Consider the following 16,972-nt stretch of genomic DNA (forward strand, 5'->3'; position numbering starts at 1 on the left):
CTGCCATGAACCTTCTGTCCCTGTCCTGCCGCCTGCTCGCCGCGTTCGCGCTGTGCGCCGGCCTGGCCGCCCCGGCCGCCGCCGAACGCATCAAGGACCTGGCCCAGGTCGGCGGCGTGCGCGGCAACGCGCTGGTCGGCTATGGCCTGGTGGTGGGCCTGGACGGCAGCGGCGACCGCACCAGCCAGGCGCCCTTCACCGTGCAGAGCCTGAAGAACATGCTCGGCGAGCTGGGCGTCAACGTGCCGTCGAACGTCAACCCGCAGCTGAAGAACGTGGCCGCGGTGGCGATCCACGCCGAACTGCCGCCGTTCGCCAAGCCCGGCCAGCCGATCGACATCACCGTGTCCTCGATCGGCAACGCCGTGTCGCTGCGCGGCGGCTCGCTGCTGATGGCGCCGCTGAAGGGCGCCGACGGCCAGGTCTACGCGATCGCCCAGGGCAGCCTGATCGTCGGCGGCTTCGGCGCGCAGGGCAAGGACGGCTCGCGGATCTCGGTGAACGTGCCCAGCGTCGGCCGCATCCCCAACGGCGCCACGGTGGAACGCGCGCTGCCGGACGTGTTCGGCAGCAGCGGCGAGATCACCCTGAACCTGCACCAGAACGACTTCACCACGGTGTCGCGGATGGTCGCGGCGCTGGAGAACACCTTCGGCCCGGGCAGCGCGCACGCGGTTGACGGCGGCACCGTCGCGGTGCGCTCGCCGACCGACCCGAGCGCGCGCATCGGCCTGCTGGCGCGGATCGAGAACGTGGAGCTGTCGCCTGGCGCGGCACCGGCCAAGGTGGTGGTCAACGCCCGCACCGGCACCGTGGTCATCGGCGCGCAGGTGCGGGTCAGCCCGGCGGCGATCTCGCACGGCTCGCTGACCGTCACCATCAGCGAAGGCACCCAGGTCAGCCAGCCCAACGCGCTGAGCAACGGCCAGACCGTGGCCACGCCGAAATCGACCATCACCGCCACCAACGAAGGCAGCCGCATGTTCAAGTTCGAGGGCGGCACCTCGCTGGACCAGATCGTACGCGCGGTCAACGAAGTCGGCGCCGCGCCGGGCGACCTGATCGCGATCCTGGAAGCACTGAAGCAGGCCGGCGCGCTGAGCGCGGAGCTGGAGGTGATCTGACATGCGCATCTCGGCCTCTCCCATCGAGCTGAACGCGACCACCCAGAACGATCCGGCCCGGATCGACAAGGTGTCGCGCCAGTTGGAAGGACAGTTCGCGAACCTGCTCGTGAAGAGCATGCGCGACGCCAGCTTCGGCGATTCCCTGTTCCCGGGCGAGAACCAGACCTTCCGCGACATGTACGACCAGCAGATGGCCAAGGCGCTGACCGAGGGCAAGGGGCTGGGCCTGGCGGCGATGATCGCCAAGCAGCTGGGCGGCGGCAAGAGCGCCGACGCGCCGGCCACCAACACCTCGATCGGTGCCGCGCAGGCGGCCAAGGCGTACTCGCTGGTGTCCGGCCAGGGCGGCGGCACTGCCGGCAACACCGCGGCCGCCGGTGCCTCCGCGCTGGCCGATACCGGTGCCGCGGCCGGCGCCGGCGCCGCGGCCTGGGGCGGCATGGACGCGGGGGATGCGTCGCAGCAGCAGGTCGCGCGCGTGCTCGACATGATCGCCGGGCGCGAGACCAGCGCGATGCACGAGGCGATCGGCAGCAACCCGGCCGACGGCAGCGCCGCCGTGGCCTGGACCGGCGCGAACGACCGCTGGTCGGACCTGGCGGCCACGTCCGCCGACGACAGCGCCGGCATCGATGCCAGCGCCACCGCGGCCGCCAAGGCCGCCGCGGCCAGCTTCGGCGAACGCAGCCCGGAAGGCTTCGTCGCGCAGATCTGGACCCATGCGCAGAAGGCGGCCAAGGAACTGGGCGTGGACGCGCGGGCGCTGGTCGCGCAGGCCGCGCTGGAAACCGGCTGGGGGCGCCGCGGCATTTCCCGCGGCGACGGCGCCAGTTCCAACAACCTGTTCGGGATCAAGGCCACCGGCTGGAGCGGCGAGCGCGTCACCACCGGCACCCACGAGTACGTCGACGGGGTCAAGCAGTCGCAGAGCGCCGATTTCCGCGCCTACGCCTCGCCGGCCGAGAGCTTCGCCGACTATGTGCGCCTGCTGAAGACCAATCCGCGCTACCAGCAGGCGCTGAGTGCCGGCACCAATATCCGCGGCTTCGCCCAGGGCCTGCAGCGCGCCGGCTACGCCACCGATCCGTCCTATGCGGCCAAGATCGCCGCGATCGCCGGCGGCCCGACCATCGGCCGCGCCGTCGCCGCGATCGGCAACGCCGCCGCCAGCGGCATCGAGCGCGCGTTCGCCAGCACCTCCGATCCGTCCAACAGCGCCCTGCGCTGAGGTAGCCGCCCATGTCCGTCCTTTCCACCGGCACCAGCGCCCTCATCGCCTTCCAGCGCGCTCTGGCGACCGTGAGCCACAACGTCGCCAACATCAACACCGACGGCTACAGCCGGCAGCGCGTGTCGTTCGCGACCACCACGCCGACCCAGTACGGCTCGGACTACATCGGCAACGGCACCAAGATCACCGACATCTCCCGCGTCGCCGACCAGCTGGCGACCTCGCGGCTGCTGGACAGCACCGGCGAACTGGCGCGGCTGAAGCAGCTGTCCAGCCTGTCCGACCGTGTCGACGGGCTGTTCTCCGATACCGCCACCAACATCTCCGGGCAGTGGTCGAATTTCTTCGACGCCACCACCGGGCTGTCGTCCAACGCCTCGGCCACCGCCAGCCGGCAGAACCTGCTGGACAACGCCACCTCGCTGGTGACCCGCTTCAAGCAGCTCAACGGGCAGATGGATTCGCTCGGCAACGAGGTCAACAACGGCCTGCTGTCCGCCACCACGGAAGCCAACCGCCTGGCCACCGAGATCGCCAAGATCAACGGCCAGATCGGCGGCAACGCCAGCGCCGCCGCGCCGGACCTGCTCGACCGCCGCGACCAACTGATCAGCCAGCTGGTCGGTTACACCGGCGGCAGCGCGATCCAGCAGGACGGCGGCGCGATCAACGTCTATACCTCCGGCGGCCAGGCGCTGGTGGTCGGTACCACCGCCTCCACCCTGACCACGGTCACCGATCCCTACCAGCCCGGGCGCCTGCAGGTGGCGCTGAAGGCGCAAGGCGCCACCATCACCCTGAGCGACAGCGCGCTGGGCGGGCAGATCGGCGGCCTGCTCGAGTTCCGCAGCAGCGTGCTGGACCCGACCAAGGCCGAACTGGGCCGCATCGCCACCGGCCTGGCGGTCACCTACAACCAGCAGCACAAGGCCGGCGTGGACCTGTACGGCAACCTGGGCGGCGACTTCTTCTCGCTGTCCGCGCCCAGCGTCAACGCCAACGCCGCCAACACCGGCAGCGCCAGCTTCAGCGCCAGCGTCAGCGACCTGAGCAAGCTAGACGGGCAGAACCTGCTGCTGAAGTTCGACGGCAGCACCTGGACCGCCAGCCGCGCCGACACCGGCGCCAGCGTGGCCATGACCGGCACCGGCAGCAGCACCGATCCGTTCGTGGTCAACGGCGTGTCGCTGCAGCTGTCCGGCAGCGCCGCCGCCGGCGACAAGTTCCTGCTGCAGCCCACCGCCAACGCGGTCACCAACCTGGGCGTGGCGATCACCGATCCCTCGCGCATCGCCGCGGCCACGCCGATCACCGCCAGCGCCGACCTGGACAACCTGGGCACCGGCAAGGTCAGCAACGTGCGCGCCACCGACGCCGGCAACGCCAATTTGCTGACGCCTTCCAGCATCGCCTTCATCGACGCCAACCAGTACACCATCGACGGCGCCGGCCCGTACACCTACACCGCCGGGCAGACCATCAGCGCCAACGGCTGGAGCATGACCCTGGACGGCGCGCCGGTCGCCGGCGACACCTTCGCGGTCGCGCCCACCGGCGCCGGCTCCAGCAACAACGGCAACGCCCTGACCCTGTCCAACCTGGACGACAGCAAGGCGTTCAACGGCGGCACCATCACCCTCAACGGCGCGGTGTCCGGGCTGACCACCACGATCGGCTCGGCGGCGCGGCAGGCGACGTACTCGGCCGACGCGCAGGAAGTGATCCACACCAGCGCGCAGGACGCGCGCGACTCGGTGTCCGGCGTCAATCTGGACGAGGAAGCCTCGGACATGTTGCGCCTGCAGCAGGCCTACCAGGCCGCCTCGCAGCTGATCTCCACCGCCGACACGATGTTCCAGTCCATCCTGAGCGCAATCCGATGAGCAGCAACCGCATCTCCACCGGCATGATGTTCAGCCAGTCGGTCAACAACATGCTGGGCAAGCAGGCCAAGATCTCGCACCTGGAACAGCAGCTGGCGACCGGCAAGCGCCTGGTCACCGCCGCCGACGATCCGGTCGCCTCCGGCACCGCGGTCAACCTGGACCGCGCCGTCGCCGAACTGGAACGTTTCGGCCAGAACGCCAACAACGTGCAGAACCGCCTGGGCCTGCAGGAGAACGCGCTGTCCCAGGCCGGCGACCTGATGGCGCGGGTCAGCGAATTGACGGTGGAGGCCAACAGCTCGGCCCTGACCACCGACGACCGCAAGGCGATCGCCTCCGAACTGAAGTCGCTGCACGACAGCCTGCTGAGCCTGTCCAACAGCACCGACGGCAGCGGCCGCTACCTGTTCGCCGGCGCCGCCGACGACAAGGCGCCGTTCGCGGTGGTCAACGGCAGCGTGGTCTACAGCGGCGACCAGACCCAGCGCAGCGTGGAGGTGGCGGCCGACACCCAGGTCGCCGACGCCCTGCCCGGCAGCGAGATCTTCATGCGCATCCGGACCGGCGACGGCACCGTCGATGCGCATGCGGCCAGCACCAATACCGGCACCGGCCTGCTGCTGGACTACAGCCGCGACTCCGGCGCCGGCGGCTGGAACGGCGGCAGCTACAACGTCGCCTTCACCGCCACCGACACCTATGAAGTCCGCGACAGCACCGGCACCGTGGTCAAGACCGGCACCTACGCCGCCGGCGAGACCATCAGCTTCGGCGGCCTGAAGATGCGCCTGGACGGCGCGCCGGCGACCGGCGACAGCTTCCAGATCGGCGCCTCCACCAACAAGGACGTGTTCTCCACCATCACCAACCTGGTCAACGCGCTGAACACCGACCCGGTCACCGCCACCGACAAGGCCGCGCTGCAGAACACCCTGCAATCGTCGATGCGCGACATCAGCCAGGCCTCGGCGAAGATGATCGATGCGCGCGCGGCCGGCGGCGCGCAGCTGGCCGCGCTCGACAACGCCGCCGAGCTGCGCGAATCCAACGAAGTGACGCTGAAGACGACGCTGTCCTCGCTGCGCGACCTGGACTACGCCGACGCGATCGGCCAGTACCAGCTGGAACAGGCCGCGCTCAAGTCGGCGCAGACCATCTTCACCCAGATGCAGTCGATGTCGCTGTTCAACATGATCCGCTGAACCCCGATTCCACTCTATAAGGAAAGGCACGGAGCGCGGCGGCGCTCGCCGGCCTTTCGCGTTATACAGAGTTCGTCATCGCCGCCAGGTCTTGGAAGTGTCATCCCGGGACCGCTAAAGTTTGGCAAAAGGCGGCCGAAACTAGCTCTTCGCCGCGAGTGCCACAGGCTCCCGGTTCGCCGCATCGCGATATTTTCCGCAGCGAATCGCTAAAGGTTGTTGACATCTCGCCGTTATTTATCTCAGCAGCGGCAACGGCCAATTGATGGCCCCCCTGCGGAGGCTCCAGGCACCGATGGGTTGCCGGATAAATCGCTTAGAGGAGATATCAAAATGGCACAGGTAATCAACACCAACGTAATGTCGCTGAACGCTCAGCGTAACCTCAACAGCACCAGCTCGAGCATGGCCACGACGATTCAGCGTCTGTCCTCGGGCCTGCGCATCAACAGCGCGAAGGACGACGCCGCCGGTCTGGCGATCTCCGAGCGCTTCACCACCCAGATCCGCGGCCTGGACGTCGCCTCGCGCAACGCCAACGACGGCATCTCGCTGGCCCAGACCGCCGAAGGCGCGATGGTCGAAATCGGCAACAACCTGCAGCGTATCCGCGAGCTGTCGGTGCAGTCGGCCAACGCCACCAACTCCACCACCGACCGCGAAGCGCTGAACTCGGAAGTCAAGCAGCTGACCTCGGAAATCGACCGCGTCGCCAACCAGACCAGTTTCAACGGCACCAAGCTGCTGGACGGCTCGTTCTCCGGCGCGCTGTTCCAGGTCGGCGCCGACGCCGGCCAGACCATCGGCATCAACAGCATCGTCGACGCCAACGTCAACTCGCTGGGCAAGGCCGGTTTCGCCGCCACCCAGACCGGCTCGGCCGCCCTGGCCTCCGGTACCGCGACCGCCAGCGGCAGCTTCTCCGGCATGTCGGTCAACGGCGTCAGCATCGCCTCGGTCGCCGTTGCGGTCGGCGATGTCGACTCGGACGTGTCCAAGAAGATCGCCGCCGCGATCAACGACAAGCTGGACCAGACCGGCGTCTACGCCTCGGTGGACAGCACCACCGGCGCGCTGAAGCTGGAATCGCTGAAGGCCGGCAAGGACTTCTCGTTCACCGCAGGCTCGGCCACCGGCGCCACCGGCATCACCTTCAGCAACGCCGGCATCGCGACCACGGCCGCGGTCACCGCGGGCACCACCAACACCCTGAGCGACCTGGACATCTCCACCTTCTCCGGTGCGCAGAAGGCGCTGGAAATCGTCGACAAGGCGCTGACCTCGGTCAACTCCTCGCGCGCCGACATGGGTGCGGTGCAGAACCGCTTCACCTCCACCATCGCCAACCTGAGCTCCACCTCGGAGAACCTGTCGGCCTCGCGCAGCCGCATCCGCGACACCGACTACGCCAAGGAAACCGCCGAACTGACCCGCACGCAGATCCTGCAGCAGGCCGGTACCGCGATGCTGGCGCAGGCCAAGTCGGTCCCGCAGAACGTGCTGAGCCTGCTGCAGTAACAGCCAGCTCGACACCGGCACGACCCGAAGCCCCTCCCGCAAGGAGGGGCTTTTTTGTGCCCGGCCGCCCGCCGGCACAGGATTTGCATCGCCATCGGGGCATTCCCGACGCGCGCCGGCGGCCTCAAGAACCGCCGTGCGCCGCCGATACTCCTATCTACCGCTGGCCTTCGTGCCCGCCATCGTAAGGAAGCCCACCCATGGCTACTTCATCGCTGTCTGCCGTCGGCTCCGGCATGGACGTCACCGCCGTCGTCAAATCGTTGGTCGCCGCGCAGCGCGCACCGCAGGAAAACCGGATCAACGCCGACGGTACCGCGTCCAGCGCCCAGCTTTCGGCGCTGAGCACGATCAAGGGCGCGCTGTCCAACCTGCAGACGGCGATGAACGCGATCGCCAAGAGCGCCGACAAGAGCGCGGTCAAGGCCACCGTTGCCGACGGCGCCGGCTACACCGCCAGCGTCACCGAGAGCGCCACCGCCGGCAACTACAGCGTGGAAGTGGTGAAGCTGGCCGAGCGACAGAAACTGACCTCGGCGGCCTATGCCAGCGATGCGGTGGTCGGCGACGGAACCTTGACGATCGGCTATGGAGACAAGTCGCTGAACGTCACCCTGGCCGAAGGCAGCAAGCTCAGCGACGTGGCTGCCGCGATCAACAAGGCCGCCAACGGCAGCGGCGTGACAGCCAGCGTGGTCAGCGCCGACGACGGCGACCACCTGGTGCTCAACGCGGTCGATTCCGGCACCAAGGGCGCGCTGACCATCACCAGTTCCGGCGGCAACGGCGGACTCAGCGCGCTGACCTACAGCAGCGGCAGCAGCGGCGGCCTGACCCAGACCGTGGCCGCGGCCGACGCGGTCGTGCGCGTGGACGGCTTCGAACGCACCTCCAGCAGCAACGCGGTGGCCGACCTCGTGCCCGGCGTCACCCTGAATCTGACCAAGGCCGCGGAAGGCACCAAGTACAACCTGAGCATCGCCAACGACAGCACCAGCCTGAAAGCGAACCTCACCGCGTTCGTGACCGCCTACAACACCGCCAACACCCTGCTGAAGTCCTCCAGCGCCTACGACGCCACCAACAAGAAGGCTTCGGCGTTGACCGGCGATTCGATGGTGCGCGGGCTGCAGCAATCGCTGCGCAGGCAGGTCAGCGACAACGTCGTCGACCTCAAGGCGATGGGCGTGACCATCGACAAGGATGGCGTGATGAGCTTCGACAGCGCCAAGTTCGACAGCGCCATCGCCAGCGACCCGGCCTCGGCCAAGACGATGTTCGGCACCGACGGCGCCTTCACCGCGGGCATGAGCACCTTGCTGGACAGCAACCTGGACACCACCAGCGGCACCATCACCCAGCGCACGGCCTCGCTCAACAAGCACATCAGCGACCTGACCGACCAGCTCAGCGACCTGGACAAGCGGATGGACACGCTGACCACCCAGTACACCGCCAGGTTCACCGCGATGGACACCATCGTCGCGCAGATGCAGACGATCAGCGACAGCCTCACCAAGCAGTTCTCGTCGTAGCGGCAACGGCATCGGAATGAGAAAGACGCTGTCGGTGCTCAAGTCCGGCCGGGCAGCGGCCGATATCTTTAGCATCGACAGTCATTCCGGACTGGCAGCACCTACCGTCGCCACGGCGCCTTCGCCGTCCGGCGCGGCAGCGCGGCACCAGGCCACCCGAGGGAGTTTTCCATGCACGGTTCCAGTCGCCAGTACGCCGAGCAATACCGCAAGATGAGCGTGTCCACCAGCATCACCGATGCCGACCCGCACAAGCTGGTGGCGCTGCTGTTCGCCGGCGCGTGCCAGCGCATCCGCCAGGCCCAGGCCTGCCTGGCGCAGGGCGACCAGGCGCGCAAGGGCAAGGCGATCGGCGAAGCCTGCGCCATCGTCGGCCACCTCAACGGCTCGCTGGACCACGAGGCCGGCGGCGAAATCGCCAACAACCTCTCGGCGCTGTACGACTACGTGATGCACCGGCTCACCGAAGCCAACCTGCACAACGACGAAAGCGCCCTGGTCGAATCGCTGGAACTGCTCAGCGAGATCGATGCGGCGTGGAACGCCATTCCTGTCCAGCAACGCGAACTCGCCGCGGTCGCCACCCTATGATCACCGTCAACATCGAATCGCTGCACGCCGAACTGCAGCAGTTGCAGCAGGTGCTGCACGGCGACGACCACGCGCTGGCCGAGCGCATGGTCGCCGAGCACGACCAGCACCTGCGCGAATACCTGCAGCAGGCCGGCAGCGACGTCTCCCGCGACGGCATCGGCTCGCTGCTGAAGCTGCAGCAGGCGGTGATCGCGCAGATGCTGCAGGCGCGCGACGAAGCCGGCGACTGGCTGCGCGCCAACCGCCTGTCCAACAATGCCGCGCGCGCCTACTCGCAGGCCGGATCGCTGAGATGAACAGCGCGTCCGACGGCGCCGTGCACCATCCTGCCGAAGCCGAGCTGTTTCACGACACCCTCAGCTGCGAACTGGCGCTGCCGGCCGACTTCCGGCTCGGCAACAGCATCGGCCGCTTCGGCGCCGGCGAAGCCCTGTTGCGCGGCCTGGCCCAGGTCGAGGACCTGCGCAGCGAGGACGGCGGCGATGAGCGCAGCGAGCAACCGCTGCAGCTGCAGCGCATGGACGCCAAGCTCGACCTGATGCTGGTGCTGCTCGGGCGCCTGGCCCGGCAGCACGAGGACGCCTTGCCCCTGCGCCCGGTGCGTTGGTCGCGCCGAGGCCTGAGACTGGAAGTGGGGTCGCGCTCCGGCGCGACCGCCGGCGCGGCCGGCTTGCTGCGCCTGCAGCCCTCCGACTGGCTGCCGGACCACCTGGAACTGCCGGTGCAGGTCGTGGCCGAGGCCGCCGCCCCCGGCGGTTTCTATCTTTGGCTACGCTTCGAGACACAGCCGCCCGGCCTGGAAGAAGCCCTGGAACGGCACCTGTTCCGCCTGCACCGGCGCCAGATCGCCGACAGCCGGCGCGCGCGCTGAGCCGGCCCCGGCCGCTCCCGGTCCAGGGCGAGGTTGGCGGCGGCGGCGCGCTCGGCTAAGGTGCGTCACTAGATAGAGGGATCTTCCCACCGTGCGAGTCATCATCGTCGACGATCACACCCTGGTCCGCGCCGGCCTGAGCCGGCTGTTGCAGACGTTCGCCGACATCGACGTGGTCGCCGAGGCCAGCAACGCGCAGCAGGCGGTGGACCTGGCCACCCTGCACCGCCCCGACCTGGTGCTGATGGACCTGTCGCTGCCCGGGCGCAGCGGCCTGGACGCGCTGACCGACGTGCTGCAGACCTCGCCCAAGACCCGCGTGGTGATGATGTCGATGCACGACGACCCGGTGCACGTGCGCGATGCGCTGGACCGCGGCGCCACCGGCTTCGTGGTCAAGGACGCGGCGCCGCTGGAACTGGAACTGGCGCTGCGCGCGGCCAGCGCCAACCAGGTGTTCCTGAGCCCGCAGATCTCCTCGAAGATGATCGCGCCGATGCTCGGCCGCGAACGCCCGGTCGGGATCGCCGCGCTGTCGCCGCGGCAGCGCGAGATCCTGCGCCAGATCGGCCGCGGCCAGAGCAACAAGGAAATCGCCTCGGACCTGGGCATCAGCGTCAAGACCGTCGAGACCCACCGCGCGCGGATGATGGAATCGCTGGGCTGCCGGCGCGCCAACGACCTGGTCCTGCTGGCCGCGCGCCACCAGAACGAACTGACCTGAGCGCAGGCGGCAACGGGTTCCCGACGCTCCGCGCTGGCATGCCGCTTGCCTTAACCGGTCAGCTGCCGCCGTGAAACCGGCGAAGCCCGCCAGCGCTGGCTCTGCGGCGCCGACCTACCGGCGCCCCCTACATTGATGTAGGGATTTTCCCTACATGCTGTCGGGAATTTGACTACCCCGCTCAGGAACCTCCCGATTCTGTTACCGTCAGGTGGCAAGCACTATGCATTCCACGGGCGCCAGAGGCTTGGCGCCAAACCGAGGAAGTTCGCATGAAGCCGACCGTCTCCGCCCAGTTAGGCCAGCAACTCCACCTGACCCCGCAATTGCTGCAGTCGATCCGGCTGCTGCAACTGGACGGGATGCAATTGGAAATGGAAATCCGGCGCGCGCTGGAAACCAATCCGCTGCTGGAACTGGAAGAGCCGGAAGGCGTGCTCGAGCCGGTCGTCAACCACGACACCGCGCTGGAAACCGCCGCCTTCGACGAATTGCCCGAGTCCTCGATGTGGGACATCCCCGCCGCCGGCTGGAGCGAAGGCGAAGACGACCGCATGCAGCGCATCGCCGCCGGCGAGTCCACCGATCCGCAGCTGCGCGTGCTGCAGCGCCTGGCGCTGGACCTGGACGAGCGCGAACTGGAAGTGGCCGCATTCTGGCTGGAGCACAGCGACGATGCCGGCTACCTGGACGGCGCGCTGGATACGCTGACCCTGCTCGCCTGCGCGCGCTTCGACCGCTCCGCCGCGCAGGTGGAAGCGGTGCGCCAGCAGCTGTTGCACGGCGACCCCGCCGGCCTGGCCGCGTGCGACCTGCGCGAATGCCTGAGCGTGCAGCTGGCCGCCCTGCCCGGCCGCGTCGCCGGCCGACATTTGGCAGCGCGCATCCTCGCCGGCGACCTGAACCTGCTGGCCAGCCACGACTACCCGCTGCTGGCGCGCCAGCTCGACGCCGAGGCCGACGACGTGCGCGAGGCGGTGCGGCTGATCCTGTCGCTGCAGCCGCGTCCCGGCGACAGCCTGCTGCCGGAGAACCTGGGCCACGTGATCCCGGACGTGGTCGCCTGGCACGGCGACGGCACCTGGCGGGTCGCGCTGAACCCGGCCACCACCCACCGCGTCACCGTCAATCCGATGCACGAGCGCGCCCTGGCCGAGGCCGGCGAAGCGGCGGCGCCGCTGCGCGAAATGCTGCAGGAAGCGCGCTGGCTGACCCGCGGCCTGTCGATGCGCTACGAGACCCTGCTGCGCACCACCCGCGCCATCGTCGAGCGCCAGGCCGCGTTCCTGGTCAAGGGCGAGGAGGCGATGGCGCCGCTGACCCTGAAGGAAGTGGCCGACGCGATCGGCATGCACGAGTCCACCGTCTCGCGCATCACCACCGGCAAATACCTGCAAACCCCGCGTGGTACCTTCGAGCTGAAGCACTTCTTCGCCGTGCGCCTGGAAGGCGCCGCGGTCTCGGGGCAGGCGGTGCGCGCGATGGTGCGGCGCCTGATCGAGTCCGAGCCCTCGGGGCGGCCGCTGGCCGACGAGGCGATCGCCGGGCTGCTGTCGCGACAGGGCGTGAACGTGGCCAGGCGCACCGTGGCCAAGTACCGTGAACAACTGGATATCGCCCCCGCCCGCGAACGCCGCCGCGCCAAACCGCTGCTGGCCCGCGCAGGCTAAGGAAACAATGCACATGAACAAACTGTCCGTGCTTCTGGTCGACGACCACGAAGGCTTCATCAACGCCGCGATGCGCCACTTCCGCAAGCTCGACTGGATGGAGGTGATCGGCAGCGCCGCCAACGGCCTGGAGGCGATCGAACGTTCCGAGTCGCTGCGCCCGCAGGTGGTGCTGATGGACCTGGCCATGCCGGAGATGGGCGGGCTGCAGGCCACGCGCCTGATCAAGACCCAGGACCAGGCCCCGTACATCGTGATCGCCAGCCACTTCGACGATGCCGAACACCGCGAGCACGCCATGCGCGCCGGTGCCGACAACTTCGTCAGCAAGCTGTCCTACATCCAGGAAGTGATGCCGATCCTGGAGGGCTTACGCACAGAGGGAGTACCGGCATGAGCGAGTCGCGGATCCTGGTGATCGATGACGACGCGGTGCGTGCCGAGCGCACGGTCAGCCTGCTGGAGTTCATGGACCTCAACCCGCGCTGGGTGACCGACGTGGCCGACGTCAATCCCGGCCGCCACCGGCAGAGCGAGTGGATGGCGATCCTGGTCGGCGGACTCGACGACCAGGCCCAGGCCGATGCGTTCTTCGGCTGGGTCGCGCGCAGTGCGCTGCCGCCGCCGGTGCTGCTGCTCAACGGCGAGGCGCAGGCGTTCGCGCAGCGCCACGGCCTGCACGAGGCCAACGTCTGGCAGCTGGAAGCGCCGCTGCGCCACGCGCAGCTGGAGACCCTGCTGCGCCGCGCCAGCCTCAAGCGCCTGGATGCCGAGCACCAGGCCGGCGCGGTGCAGGACAGCGGCCCCACCGGCAACAGCGCCGCGGTGGTCCGGCTGCGGCGGCTGATCGACCAGGTCGCCGCGTTCGACACCACCGTGCTGGTGCTGGGCGAATCCGGCACCGGCAAGGAAGTGGTCGCGCGCGCGATCCACCAGCAGTCGCCGCGCCGCGACGGCCCGTTCGTGGCGATCAACTGCGGCGCGATCCCGCCGGACCTGCTGGAAAGCGAGCTGTTCGGCCACGAGAAGGGCTCCTTCACCGGCGCGCTGACCGCGCGCAAGGGCCGCTTCGAGATGGCCGAGGGCGGCACCCTGCTGCTCGACGAGATTGGCGACATGAGCCTGCCGATGCAGGTCAAGCTGCTGCGCGTGCTGCAGGAACGCAGCTTCGAGCGCGTCGGCGGCAACGTCACCATCCGCTGCAACGTGCGCGTGATCGCCGCCACCCACCGCAACCTGGAAGAGCGCATCGCCGGCAACCAGTTCCGCGAGGACCTGTTCTACCGGCTCAACGTGTTCCCGATCGAGATGCCGGCCCTGCGCGAGCGCAGCGACGACCTGCCGGCGCTGGTCAACACCATCGCCGCGCAGCTGGCGCGCACCGGGCGCGGCGAAGTGCGCTTCTCCGAAGAAGCCTTGCAAGCGCTGCGCGGCTACGACTGGCCGGGCAACGTGCGCGAGCTGACCAACCTGGTCGAGCGCCTGGCGGTGCTGCATCCCAGCGGCCTGGTGCGGGTGCAGGACCTGCCGGCGCGCTACCGCGGCGACTTCGCCTCCTCGATCGACGTGTCGGCGCCGCCGGCGCCGATCGCCGCGCCGGATCCGCGCCGCCTGCCCAACGTGGTCGACCTGCACGTCGGCCCCAAGTCGCTGTCCGATCCGTCCGAGTCCGCCGCGCAGGCCGCGGCGACGCTGCCGGAGAGCGGGCTGGACCTGCGCGGGCACATGGCCAACATCGAACTGGCGCTGATCAACGAAGCGCTGGAGCGCACCCAGGGCGTGGTCGCGCATGCGGCGCAGCTGCTGGGCCTGCGTCGCACCACGCTGGTGGAGAAACTGCGCAAGTACGGCATCGACCGCGACCAGACCGAACTGGCCAGCTGAGGCCGCGGTCGCCGCCCGCGTCCCGCGCGCTTGCTGCGCCACGGAACGACCGCGGTTCGAAACTGAAGTACCCTCACCCCTCGCATCGCATGGCTTCCGGGACGCGCCTCCGGTCGGCCCGACGGATGCGTGCGTGTCGCCGGCGATGGGGATCGCAGCGCGCTCACGCGTCCTGGCAGGCGATCGCAGAGGCAGTGGACATGTCTGTTGGCATATGGCTTGCTTTCAGAACATAGAGCCCCGTCGCAGCGATCCGCGCCGCGGATTCTCCACACGCACCCATGCAGGCCACCATGCCCATTCCCGTCACCAGTCCGCTGCTGCCTCCCCTGGACGAGTTCGTGCCGTATCTGGAGAAGATCTGGAGCAGCTGCATCCTGACCAACGGCGGCGACATGCACCGGGCGCTGGAAAAGGCGCTGGCGGAGTACCTGGGCGTGGGACACCTGGCCTTGCTGACCAACGGCACGCTGGCCCTGCTTACCGCGCTGCAGGCGCTGCGCGTCACCGGCGAGGTGATCACCACGCCCTACTCGTTCGTCGCCACCGCGCACTCGCTGCTGTGGAAAGGGATCAAGCCGGTGTTCGTCGACATCGATCCGGTCACGCTGAACCTGGACCCGCAGAAGATCGAGGCGGCGATCACGCCGCAGACCACCGCGATCATGCCGGTGCACTGCTACGGCACGCCGTGCGACACCGCCGCGATCGAACGCATCGCCGACACCTACAACCTCAAGGTCATCTACGACGCCGCGCATGCCTTCGGGGTCAAGGACGACGGCGGTTCGATCCTGCGCCACGGCGACCTCAGCGTGCTCAGCTTCCACGCCACCAAGGTATTCAACACCTTCGAGGGCGGCGCCATCGTCTGCCCCGACGCAAAGACCTACCAGCGCATCAGCCGGCTGAAGAACTTCGGCTTCGTCGACGAGACCACCGTGGTGGCCACCGGCATCAACGGCAAGATGAGCGAGGTGAACGCGGCCTTCGGCCTGCTGCAGCTCAAGCACATCGATCGCGCGCTCGAGCAGCGGCGCGAGATCGACGCGACCTACCGGCAACGCCTGGCGCAGGTCGCCGGCGTGCGCTGCCTGGCGCCGAGGCCGCCGGAACTGGCCAACTACGCCTCGTTCCCGATCCTGATCGAGGACGAGTTCCCGTTGAGCCGCGACGGTCTGCACCAGCTGCTGCGCGAGCACGACATCCTGGTGCGCCGCTACTTCTATCCGCTGATCAGCGATTTCCCGATGTACCGCGGCCTGCCCTCGGCCGCGCCGGCCGGATTGCCGGTGGCGCGGCAGATGTCCGAACGCGTGCTGTGCCTGCCGATCTATCCCGGCCTGCGTGCCGGCGATGTGCAGCGCATCGCCGAGCTGATCGCCGGCGCCGGCACCGCAGCGTCAAAAGCCGGTCGTTCCGCAACGACCATCCCTTCCTCCGCCCACCCCGTGGAACAAGAATGAGCCAAGCAACGTTTATCGAGAACTTCCTGTCGGCGACCGATTTCCAGACTCCGGTCGAGGTGACGACGGACACCGTGCTGCGCGAACTGCCCGAATGGGATTCGCTGGCGGCGCTGGGCGTGATCGTGATGTTCGACATGGAATACGGCAAGACCATCACCGGCGAACACCTGGCCGCCGCCGTCACCGTGGGCGACCTCTACCAGCTGACCGAGGCGTAGCATGCCGACCTCCACGCTGCACAACGTGCGTTTTGCCGGCATGGCGACCTGCGTGCCCAGGCGCATCGTGTCCAACCTGACCGATTGCCGGCCGCAGATCCGCTCCGAGCGCGAGCGGCTGGTGCGCAACATCGGCATCGAGACCCGGCGCATGGCGCAGGAGTGGCAGTGTTTTTCCGACCTGGCGTTCGATGCCGCGCAGGGCTTGATCGAACGGCTGCAATGGCAGCGCGAGGAGATCGATGCGCTGATCGTGGTCACCCAGTCGCCGGACTATCCGATCCCGGCGACCGCGATCATCCTGCAGGACCGCCTCGGCCTGTCGCATGCCACCGTGGCCTTCGACGTCAACCTGGGCTGCTCGGCGTATCCGTTCGGGATCAACCTGCTGGGCTCGATGATCGCCGCCGGCGGGGTCAAGAAGGGCCTGCTGCTGGTGGGCGACCGCAGCGCCAACCTGGAGGATCCGATCTTCTCCGATTCGGGCACCGCCACCGCGCTGGAATTCAGCGCCGACGCCGCGCCGATGCACTTCGACCTCAACAGCGACGGCAGCGGCTACAAGGCGATCATCCTGCCGGTGGGCGGCCAGCGCGAGCCGGTCGCCATCCAGCATCTGATGCCGTTCCGCGCCGACGAGAACGACTACTGGCACCGCGGCGTGGACCTGCAGCTGGACGGCGTGGCGGTGCTGAGCTTCTCCACCCAGCGGGTGCCGCCGGCGGTGCAGAAGCTGCTCGACTACACCGGCGTGTCCAAGGACGAGATCGACTACTTCGTGTTCCACCAGGCCAACCGGATGATCAACGAGACCATCCGCAAGAAGCTCGGCCTGCCGGTGGAGAAAGTGCCCTCGACCCTGCGCGATTTCGGCAACACCAGCGGCGCCTCGCTGCCGGTGACGATGACCGCGCGGATCAACAAGGAGCTGGAGTCCGGGCGCAAGCGCGTGCTGCTGTGCGGCTTCGGCATCGGCCTGTCCTGGGGCAGCTGCCTGGTGGACATCGAGGGCGCCGTGTTCCCCGACCTGATCGAGTCGTGAG

General features: G+C 68.6%; 16 protein-coding genes. All 16 read left to right on the plus strand.

Annotated elements, in window-relative coordinates; all coding sequences use genetic code 11:
• The first annotated feature begins 5 nt into the window (after positions 1-5).
• The 16 genes from AB3X10_RS11890 to AB3X10_RS11965 all read left to right on the plus strand — a co-directional run bounded on the left by AB3X10_RS11890 (position 6) and on the right by AB3X10_RS11965 (position 16,971).
• On the plus strand, positions 6-1,124 hold the full coding sequence (locus AB3X10_RS11890; protein WP_179564558.1) for a flagellar basal body P-ring protein FlgI: 1,119 nt from the start codon (positions 6-8) through the stop codon (positions 1,122-1,124).
• 1 nt (position 1,125) lies between these two features.
• A complete protein-coding gene (gene flgJ / locus AB3X10_RS11895; RefSeq protein ID WP_369975219.1) occupies positions 1,126-2,355 on the plus strand; it encodes a flagellar assembly peptidoglycan hydrolase FlgJ in 1,230 nt (409 codons plus the stop codon).
• A gap of 11 nt (positions 2,356-2,366) precedes the next feature.
• Entirely contained in the window at positions 2,367-4,241 is a 1,875-nt protein-coding gene (gene flgK, locus AB3X10_RS11900) for a flagellar hook-associated protein FlgK (protein ID WP_369975220.1), read from the plus strand.
• Positions 4,238-5,446 carry a flagellar hook-associated protein FlgL gene (gene flgL, locus AB3X10_RS11905; RefSeq protein WP_369975221.1) on the plus strand — a complete coding sequence of 403 codons (1,209 nt, stop codon included), beginning with the start codon at positions 4,238-4,240 and terminating at the stop codon, positions 5,444-5,446. The genes flgK and flgL overlap by 4 nt, the downstream gene beginning before the upstream one ends.
• Before the next feature lie 333 nt (positions 5,447-5,779).
• On the plus strand, positions 5,780-6,964 hold the full coding sequence (locus AB3X10_RS11910; protein ID WP_369975223.1) for a flagellin: 1,185 nt from the start codon (positions 5,780-5,782) through the stop codon (positions 6,962-6,964).
• A 200-nt stretch (positions 6,965-7,164) separates the two neighbouring features.
• Positions 7,165-8,499, plus strand: coding sequence for a flagellar filament capping protein FliD (gene fliD / locus AB3X10_RS11915; RefSeq protein WP_369975225.1), 1,335 nt, complete (start codon positions 7,165-7,167; stop codon positions 8,497-8,499).
• A 171-nt stretch (positions 8,500-8,670) separates the two neighbouring features.
• Entirely contained in the window at positions 8,671-9,090 is a 420-nt protein-coding gene (gene fliS, locus AB3X10_RS11920) for a flagellar export chaperone FliS (RefSeq protein ID WP_369975227.1), read from the plus strand.
• Positions 9,087-9,389 carry a hypothetical protein gene (locus AB3X10_RS11925; protein WP_369975228.1) on the plus strand — a complete coding sequence of 101 codons (303 nt, stop codon included), beginning with the start codon at positions 9,087-9,089 and terminating at the stop codon, positions 9,387-9,389. Before fliS ends, AB3X10_RS11925 begins: the two co-directional genes overlap by 4 nt.
• A complete protein-coding gene (locus AB3X10_RS11930) occupies positions 9,386-9,964 on the plus strand; it encodes a PilZ domain-containing protein (protein WP_369975230.1) in 579 nt (192 codons plus the stop codon). Before AB3X10_RS11925 ends, AB3X10_RS11930 begins: the two co-directional genes overlap by 4 nt.
• Positions 9,965-10,055: 91 nt before the next feature.
• Positions 10,056-10,688 (plus strand): response regulator, encoded by a 633-nt coding sequence (locus AB3X10_RS11935; RefSeq protein WP_369975231.1) that lies wholly within the window; start codon positions 10,056-10,058, stop codon positions 10,686-10,688.
• Between the two features lie 272 nt (positions 10,689-10,960).
• Complete coding sequence (rpoN, locus tag AB3X10_RS11940) at positions 10,961-12,358, plus strand: RNA polymerase factor sigma-54 (protein WP_369975233.1); 1,398 nt, start codon at positions 10,961-10,963, stop codon at positions 12,356-12,358.
• A gap of 13 nt (positions 12,359-12,371) precedes the next feature.
• Positions 12,372-12,755, plus strand: a complete 384-nt coding sequence (locus tag AB3X10_RS11945) for a response regulator (protein ID WP_010341669.1) — start codon at positions 12,372-12,374, stop codon at positions 12,753-12,755.
• Positions 12,752-14,242: a sigma-54 dependent transcriptional regulator gene (locus AB3X10_RS11950; protein WP_145708185.1), complete on the plus strand. Its 1,491-nt coding sequence runs from the start codon at positions 12,752-12,754 to the stop codon at positions 14,240-14,242. Before AB3X10_RS11945 ends, AB3X10_RS11950 begins: the two co-directional genes overlap by 4 nt.
• A gap of 293 nt (positions 14,243-14,535) precedes the next feature.
• Entirely contained in the window at positions 14,536-15,708 is a 1,173-nt protein-coding gene (locus tag AB3X10_RS11955) for a DegT/DnrJ/EryC1/StrS family aminotransferase (protein ID WP_369975234.1), read from the plus strand.
• Entirely contained in the window at positions 15,705-15,929 is a 225-nt protein-coding gene (locus AB3X10_RS11960) for an acyl carrier protein (RefSeq protein WP_003466862.1), read from the plus strand. Before AB3X10_RS11955 ends, AB3X10_RS11960 begins: the two co-directional genes overlap by 4 nt.
• A gap of 1 nt (position 15,930) precedes the next feature.
• Complete coding sequence (locus AB3X10_RS11965) at positions 15,931-16,971, plus strand: ketoacyl-ACP synthase III (RefSeq protein WP_369975235.1); 1,041 nt, start codon at positions 15,931-15,933, stop codon at positions 16,969-16,971.
• Position 16,972 lies beyond the last annotated feature (1 nt).

This window comes from Xanthomonas sp. DAR 80977 (assembly GCF_041240605.1).
In the GTDB taxonomy this organism is placed as follows: Bacteria; Pseudomonadota; Gammaproteobacteria; order Xanthomonadales; family Xanthomonadaceae; genus Xanthomonas_A; species Xanthomonas_A bundabergensis.

What these genes read in the sequence shown, in the direction of transcription:
- AB3X10_RS11930 (WP_369975230.1), top strand. Translation starts at nt 9,386, where the DNA reads ATGAACAGCGCGTCCGACGGCGCCGTGCACCATCCTGCCGAAGCCGAG.
- fliD (WP_369975225.1), top strand. Translation starts at nt 7,165, where the DNA reads ATGGCTACTTCATCGCTGTCTGCCGTCGGCTCCGGCATGGACGTCACC.
- AB3X10_RS11890 (WP_179564558.1), top strand. Translation starts at nt 6, where the DNA reads ATGAACCTTCTGTCCCTGTCCTGCCGCCTGCTCGCCGCGTTCGCGCTG.
- AB3X10_RS11955 (WP_369975234.1), top strand. Translation starts at nt 14,536, where the DNA reads ATGCCCATTCCCGTCACCAGTCCGCTGCTGCCTCCCCTGGACGAGTTC.
- AB3X10_RS11960 (WP_003466862.1), top strand. Translation starts at nt 15,705, where the DNA reads ATGAGCCAAGCAACGTTTATCGAGAACTTCCTGTCGGCGACCGATTTC.
- rpoN (WP_369975233.1), top strand. Translation starts at nt 10,961, where the DNA reads ATGAAGCCGACCGTCTCCGCCCAGTTAGGCCAGCAACTCCACCTGACC.
- AB3X10_RS11925 (WP_369975228.1), top strand. Translation starts at nt 9,087, where the DNA reads ATGATCACCGTCAACATCGAATCGCTGCACGCCGAACTGCAGCAGTTG.
- AB3X10_RS11965 (WP_369975235.1), top strand. Translation starts at nt 15,931, where the DNA reads ATGCCGACCTCCACGCTGCACAACGTGCGTTTTGCCGGCATGGCGACC.
- fliS (WP_369975227.1), top strand. Translation starts at nt 8,671, where the DNA reads ATGCACGGTTCCAGTCGCCAGTACGCCGAGCAATACCGCAAGATGAGC.
- flgK (WP_369975220.1), top strand. Translation starts at nt 2,367, where the DNA reads ATGTCCGTCCTTTCCACCGGCACCAGCGCCCTCATCGCCTTCCAGCGC.
- AB3X10_RS11910 (WP_369975223.1), top strand. Translation starts at nt 5,780, where the DNA reads ATGGCACAGGTAATCAACACCAACGTAATGTCGCTGAACGCTCAGCGT.
- AB3X10_RS11950 (WP_145708185.1), top strand. Translation starts at nt 12,752, where the DNA reads ATGAGCGAGTCGCGGATCCTGGTGATCGATGACGACGCGGTGCGTGCC.
- flgL (WP_369975221.1), top strand. Translation starts at nt 4,238, where the DNA reads ATGAGCAGCAACCGCATCTCCACCGGCATGATGTTCAGCCAGTCGGTC.
- flgJ (WP_369975219.1), top strand. Translation starts at nt 1,126, where the DNA reads ATGCGCATCTCGGCCTCTCCCATCGAGCTGAACGCGACCACCCAGAAC.
- AB3X10_RS11945 (WP_010341669.1), top strand. Translation starts at nt 12,372, where the DNA reads ATGAACAAACTGTCCGTGCTTCTGGTCGACGACCACGAAGGCTTCATC.